At 40.1% G+C, this 4,421-nt stretch carries 6 protein-coding genes and 1 pseudogene; 1 reads left to right on the top strand and 6 read right to left on the bottom strand.

Features of this window, described 5'->3' with window-relative positions:
• The 5 genes from IBX40_11240 to IBX40_11220 form a co-directional block, all read right to left on the bottom strand.
• Positions 1-156, bottom strand: a 156-nt coding sequence (locus IBX40_11240; GenBank protein ID MBE0524891.1) for a hypothetical protein, incomplete at its 3' end; no start/stop codon positions are given.
• Between the two features lie 318 nt (positions 157-474).
• A complete protein-coding gene (locus IBX40_11235) occupies positions 475-696 on the bottom strand; it encodes a PLDc_N domain-containing protein (protein MBE0524890.1) in 222 nt (73 codons plus the stop codon).
• Between the two features lie 262 nt (positions 697-958).
• A complete protein-coding gene (locus tag IBX40_11230) occupies positions 959-1,525 on the bottom strand; it encodes a hypothetical protein (GenBank protein ID MBE0524889.1) in 567 nt (188 codons plus the stop codon).
• Positions 1,526-1,564: 39 nt separating this feature from the next.
• Entirely contained in the window at positions 1,565-2,518 is a 954-nt protein-coding gene (locus IBX40_11225; GenBank protein MBE0524888.1) for a hypothetical protein, read from the bottom strand.
• 13 nt (positions 2,519-2,531) lie between these two features.
• A complete protein-coding gene (locus IBX40_11220; GenBank protein MBE0524887.1) occupies positions 2,532-3,329 on the bottom strand; it encodes a hypothetical protein in 798 nt (265 codons plus the stop codon).
• Between the two features lie 543 nt (positions 3,330-3,872).
• Between IBX40_11220 and IBX40_11215 the strand changes: the two are divergent.
• A pseudogene (locus tag IBX40_11215) lies at positions 3,873-4,025 on the top strand (IS630 family transposase).
• A gap of 117 nt (positions 4,026-4,142) precedes the next feature.
• Here IBX40_11215 and IBX40_11210 read toward each other — a convergent pair.
• Complete coding sequence (locus IBX40_11210) at positions 4,143-4,355, bottom strand: hypothetical protein (protein MBE0524886.1); 213 nt, start codon at positions 4,353-4,355, stop codon at positions 4,143-4,145.
• Between the last annotated feature and the right edge of the window lie 66 nt (positions 4,356-4,421).

Below are 4,421 nucleotides of genomic sequence, written 5' to 3'. Positions count from 1 at the left end.
GTAAGTCCCAAAAATGTCAAAATTATTGTCTGGAACATCGATAGATGTTGCATCGGAATACGAGCTGCCTCCATCTGGATCTGCCATGGCCGTTCCTACAGTAACCAGCAATAAAGCTAGCACTGAGATTCCAAGCTTTTTTACTATTGTTTTCATTTCTTCTTATCTCCAATTTCTTTTATTTTCCCGGAGGCAAGACCAGGCAAGCTTTAAGTAAATTCAAAGCTAACTTTGATAATGCCTCTGGGCAACTCTGGGGTTCAATTGCTCTTGCGGAACTGTTGAACCCCAATTACTCCTTATATTTCTTCGACATCATATATAATTTCTCGGACAACTGCCTAATCAATTAGGCGTTTGTCCCATAAAAGTTATAAACAGTCTTTCTATTACCTCAAAAAATTGGAGTTTATTTGCACCTGTATCCTCCAATTACTTCTCCTGTATGGGCATCTATCCAAACCTGCAAAGCCTTCATCCCGAATCCTTCCTCTTGACAAGATAGTAATACAACACCGCCCCTATAAAATGCACAAAGAATATGGCAAGGCACCATATCAGCTTATCATACTCGTCGCCGTTCGAGAACCGCTCGGTCGGCCTTTGCAGGCAGTCTATCAGCATCCAGAGCCAGAAGGCAAAGGCTACTGCGATAATAACACTGTATATTCCGATTGCTACTGTTGTTATTTCCATCATAATTTAACCTGTCAACAAACCAGCAAAACTGTAGCGGAATGCCAGAGTTGATGATCAAGATGCTATCAGTAATCTTGGTGTTATTCACCTCACAAATTGCAAAATGTAATGTTTAAGAGAGTCTAATAAATTGAAAATTTTATCTTTAAACTTTGGAGGTTTTTCATAAAATATAGAGGGCATGGGTACATTGTAACTTTTCTCATTAAAAATATGGTTTCATCAAAAATACTAATAATAAAAAAGATATCTGAAAATCTTAACGTGAATCGAAAAACTTTTCCTGGATTGGTGGTTGTAAATCGAATGCTTTTGTTCCTATATCCTTTATAGGTTGTGTATAGTCGATTGAATACGGTTTGAGGTAAAACATCACTTGTCCAGGTTTACCGGTCTTATTTTCTACTTGAATAGGTGCATTTATAATTTGGGATATTAAATAATGTCTACCATCCGCTAAATGTATTACAACATCGTAATCCGAAGACATCGAACGCTCCAGAGGCATCTCAACATGTTCAGCAGTCATCCCCCTATTAAAAAGCTCCGTAAACGAATTCAGCTCGTCTAAGATTTGTTTCACCGGTACTTTCTTGGCACTTTGGTAGATATATTTGCCCCCATCATCCACGCCGATTTTTAGTTCAGCTTCGTCATCGATTATATGAATGGTGAGATGATCTACATCGTGGCCATTATGTGCCTCGATTTTTGTTATTTCCGAACCAAAAAGCGATGGTGGTGATTGTTTTTGTTCTAAGCACCCTCCAAATACCAAAGTTACGCCCGTAAGTATCAGGAACAGCAGTGCAATCATTTTTTTCATATTGCTCACCTCAAAAAAATAAAATGTTATGTGCAGATACTATGTTGCAGCATCAACACATAACTGTATCGTTTCTGTGCTTGTGGATGTTTTAACATCGAACACCCAGACCGGTTTATAGGTTGTTTGCTCTTCTGATGGAATATCTCCATAATATCCAAGGTTTATTCCGATCACTTCAATCGACCTTATTGGAGTTGTCGGAACGTCCTTTACTTCCAATCGCTTCAGTTTATCAATGGCTGCACTCAATGGAATAACATCAGTGGTTCCAGCAGGCTCGAGAGTTCTCCAGTTCTTGAGGAAGTACACTGGTTCACCGTCATCTCCAATCGTAACTATGACCTTTCCGCCTGCACCCATCACGCGCATCCCGTCGACGTATCTCTTGAACTTCACTTGTACCATCATTGGTTTCTTATCCAATATTTTATTGGTGCTTGTGTCCAATTTGTTCAATAAGATTGTCTCTGCTTCTATTGTAGCATTGTTCACCGAAATGCCGTGCTGTTTCAGGAACTTCTGTGCTATTTTGATCGCATCCGACTCCGATGGTAAGTTATTACTAACCTTCATCATTTTGTCACTGTTCCCATATGTCACAGCCTTGCTGGAAGCATGTATCTCTATGTAGCACGATCCATTTTTAAAGAGATATTTTGTCTTCAGCGGGCTCAGTGCATTTTCAGGTTGTACCGGATATGAAATCACCTTTGGCTCTGTACCAAAGTTAAACTCTTTAGCTATTGAAATTGCTTCAGATTTACTGACATTGGCATCAGTAACTCGGTAGATCGGTAACCGTTTCGGTTCATCTGGTAAAACGGTTGCAATTTTAACATCTACCGTTCTTACATCGTCATGAGTTATTGTGTCTGTCACCCTTACAATAGCATCATTCTCTACGTAGCCTGCTGACTGTGCGTATGCGAGTCCTGCCAGGAGCACCACAAATACCAATGTAGCAACCAGTAACAATTTATTTTTTCTCATTGCATTCGCCTCCTTAGCAACTCCATTCTGCATACCAAATGATATTGTCATTCGGTGATTCATCTGGCTTTACTTCACCCTGGTTCCATATATGATCATAGTAAAATTGATCCTCGGTGTCAGCGATGGCTGCAGCTTTCACCCCGATGTCAAAAGCGCTTGTTGTTGCTACATAGTAAGAATTCACTACTGTGTTATCGCTGTCAATCAACTGTGAGTAGAAAGTATCCAATATCCCATAGTTTGTTGTCACGACGGTCGTAAAGCCGAGAATGATGTGTGCCTTGTTTAGGGCCGCACCCCATTTACCAATGCTATCTTTGAGCACATTGCAACTGTATATGAATAGCCATTCACTATCCAGATCCCATTTACCATTGACTTCGTCCCATGCAAGATCTCCTGTTAAGTCATTATGGTCTTCGGCACCAAAGTTCCATTCGTACAGGCAAATCTCCTGTTCATTTGTAATTAGATCTTTACCACCGTGCCCAAAATGGATGTGATAGTCTGCTTCATCCAGACCTTGGTAACCCGAAGTCTGGGTACCGAAATCTGTTTGCCATACGGTATCGTTATACCAGTAAAACGTTTCACTCCACGAGACTACATCGTGTAACCAATATTCCGTTTTAGGGTATACGTAATCTGCCCCATAAGGTGGGTCAAAGTCACTAATATAGTGGTAATCATCCAATGTTGTTACACTATATTCTGCTGTTAAGTCGTCATCGTAACCTGCCGTTGGTTGCACTAAGCATAGGACTGCGAAAACCAGCAATGCGTTTACGACCATCATTCCACTTTTCATATTGTCTTTACCTCCTTGTGGTTTGTGTTCCATCTTCCCCAGAGGCACGACCGAAACCTTAAGTAAGCATAAGGCGCAACATAATCATGCCTTTGGGCAAGTCATGGGGTTCAACCGCTCTTTGATAGGTTCAGTTGAACCCCCAATTACTCCTTATATTTCTTCGATAATATATATGATTTCTCGGACAATCACCTAATCAATTAGGTGTTTGTCCCATAAAAATTATAAACAGTCTTTTTATTATACCTCCTTTGGGTGATAACAGATGAAAATACCAATGAGAATATGTGCAGTATTTTTGGTTGTGGCTTTAGTGGCTGCACCAACGGGATCGGCAAAAAAGTAAATAGGATATGCGGTGCGCCCATCTACTGGAAACGCCTCCGAAGTTACCATTATGGTGACTGATTCCGTCAGCCAGGGAAAAACCAACAGACATTAGTTTTATGTTGGAAATGGAGTAAACTGGCTTGAGGTATATCATGACTGGAAAGATTCTATTGTCATGTAAAATATGTTAAGTCGCAATATTTAAATCATATATTCTCCATATTAGATATGAGGGGATTCAATATGAAGAAATATATAGTGACATTTTCCAAAGACGAACGTGAGACACTTGGTGCACTTGCCACCAAAGGCAAACATAAATCACAGAAAATTCTTAACGCTCTGATTTTACTTGGGTGTGAGGTTGTCAATCTAAGCCATCCTAGGAAATTTTTAGGCAATTTTATCAAGTTTGCCACAGGCTCAACTACCTGTCCACTTTTTGGGGTGCAGTCCAGATCAGTCTTATCCTTGTTGAACTTAGATTATTTTCAGATAAAATGCTTTTCCGATACTCCATCCATCACCATTAAGCTTCAATCCTATGAATTCCTCAGGCAAAGGCTCCTCCGATTCAGGTGTTGAAGTTGGAGCAGTGGGAGAAACGGTTATATTAAATTCCAGTTTTGTCTGTTTATTAGGCTGAAGAGCATATGATTCAGGTTTGAGTCTAATAGTTACCCCGGACGGCAATCCAGTGATATTCCCCAAAGATATTTGTATAGTACGGTTAGATTGAGATGACACTAAGAGGAGTAC

It is taken from the genome of Methanosarcinales archaeon (genome assembly GCA_014859725.1).
Lineage (GTDB): Archaea > Halobacteriota > Methanosarcinia > Methanosarcinales > Methanocomedenaceae > Kmv04.
The sequence above is the reverse complement of the archived record's forward strand: the minus strand, read 5'-3'. Positions and strand labels throughout refer to the sequence as shown.